Consider the following 2361-nt stretch of genomic DNA (forward strand, 5'->3'; position numbering starts at 1 on the left):
AAATTTTCTAATTTCTTCAGTTGCTTCAAAACCGTTTAAATGAGGCATTTTAATATCCATTAATATGATATCTATGTTTTTAGTACTTTTTGCTATATCAACAACTTCAATACCATTTTTAGCATGAATGATACTTTCCGTGATAGTATCCAAAATACTTTCTAAATAAAGGAATGATGTTTCATCATCTTCGGCAATAAGTATCGTATACTTTAATAAAAAAGGACCTTCTAAAATTACTGATTCTGTATTTTTGCTAAATAAATGTTGGCCTTCATTGCTATTTGGAATACGCACATAAAATGTTGATCCATAGTTTGGCTCAGACTCCAATGTTATTTCTCCTTTTAATAAATGAACATATCCTTTACAAATAGATAACCCTAACCCTGAACCTTCAAAACCACTTGAATGTGAAAAATCAGCTTGTACAAATTCTTCAAAAATTGAAGCTTGCTTGTCATATGAAATTCCTATTCCTGTGTCTTTTATCCAAAATTCTACAAAACTGTTATGTAACATATAACTAATTTCAATAGTGCCTTTCTTAGTGAATTTTAAAGCGTTTTTAATTAAATTTGTGAGTATTGAATTCAGTTTATATTCATCTGTGTAAAATGGTTGTGATAGTGCTGAATCCTTTTCTGTAAAAATAAAATCTAATCCTTTTGAAGTAGCTTCAGCACTAAAAAAATTAGACAGTTCGTTTATAATTTCTTTTATATTAACTTCTGTTAAAATAGGTTTCTCTATGCCCGATTCTAGTTTAGAAACTTCAATAATATTATTAATGGTATTTAACATTCTATTGCCGCTTTGTTGAATAATATCAATAAATTTAGCGTGTTTTTCCGATGAATAATCAGTTGTTTTTAAAAGGTCTGTAAAACCTAAAATACCATTCATAGGGGTTCTTATTTCATGACTCATATTAGCTAAAAAGGCCGATTTCATTTTATCGCTTTCTTCAGCTTTATTCTTTTGTTCCTCAAGTTCATCCATTATTTGAGAATTCAAATCTAATTGCTCTCTAAGGTCTTTGGTTTTACTTCGAACGCTATTTTGCAAAACCCTATTTACAATTAAAAGTAAAATAAATAGCGAAGAAATAATACCACCAGCTATTAATATATATTTTAAATAATTATGCCAATCATCTTTATTTTTATTGAATTCAGCTAATGAATTATCAAAAATTTTCTGATACTCACCATTAGCTAAAATTACTTCTAAACCGTTATTTATAATTTCTGCTAATTCTGCATTGTTTTTAGAAACTTTAAATCCCATGGTACGTTCTAAAATACGATGATCTAAAGGTCTAATGTAATCCTTGTCAAGTGTTTTTGCATAATACATAGTACAAATTCGTTGTCCAAATATGCATGTAACATCATCTCTGTCTATTGCATTTAATAAATCATTATAATTAGTAACAAATAAAAACTTTGCTGATGGATTAATTGAGTGTATATAGTGAATAAGAACATCATTTTCCCACATAGCAATAAGCGGTTCTTTGGTGGTTCTTAAATATTCAAGTGAAAATTTAGTGAGATTATTTGAATTGTATAAAAAACAATGCGATGTATTTATAGCTGATCTGGTATAAATAAAATCAGAATCAAAACTTCCAGGGAAATGGATGCCTCCAATAGCATCAATCTCATTTTTATTTAGGGCTTCGTTTATAACGTTCCATTCTCCCGAATTAATTTGAATATCAGTTTTATATAAATCCTTTATTGCATTTAAAATATCAACATTAAATCCAACAAGTTCTCCTTTTTCATTTAAATAATTATAAGGAGGGTAATTATTGCTGAACGTGACTTTATATTGAGCATTTATCTTACATGTAGTTAGGGTAATAAATAAAAATAGGATAAAAGAATAATATCTCATAAAGGGGGTTGTTTGTTACAAAAATAAAAAAGATTTTAAAATGAATGAATAATTCATTCATTTTAATTTAAAAAAGAAATGAACGTAAATTAATGAATAAAAAACAAGTGTATATTTGTTTAAAATAGCAACTTAAATAGTTGTTTTATAGGAAGAATAATATCTACCGTCATTCTGAACTTGATTTAGAATCTTATCATAACTACTACAAAATACCAATATGAACTAGCATCTATTTTGGCTCTTGTAATTATGAAATTAAACCAAACTCCAGTTCAAGTAATTCTCAAGAATCCATTTTCGTCAGTTCGAGTGATTTTCGATAGAAAATTGTATCGAGAACCAAAGTTTAATTTAAGCCCTCGTCCTATCAGTAATTCCTCGTAAAATTTGCAGCTGGTAATCCGTAAAATTTTAGGCTGTTTGAGCCTAGGAATCATAAAGTAATAAGAAAAA

At 27.7% G+C, this 2361-nt stretch carries 1 protein-coding gene; it reads right to left on the bottom strand.

Annotated elements, in window-relative coordinates; all coding sequences use genetic code 11:
- A partial coding sequence (locus ABY863_RS13465; RefSeq protein ID WP_372795687.1) for an ATP-binding protein occupies window positions 1–1905 on the bottom strand: 1905 nt, incomplete at its 3' end.
- Between the last annotated feature and the right edge of the window lie 456 nt (window positions 1906–2361).

Source organism: Lutibacter sp. (genome assembly GCF_041562875.1).
Classification (GTDB): domain Bacteria; phylum Bacteroidota; class Bacteroidia; order Flavobacteriales; family Flavobacteriaceae; genus Lutibacter.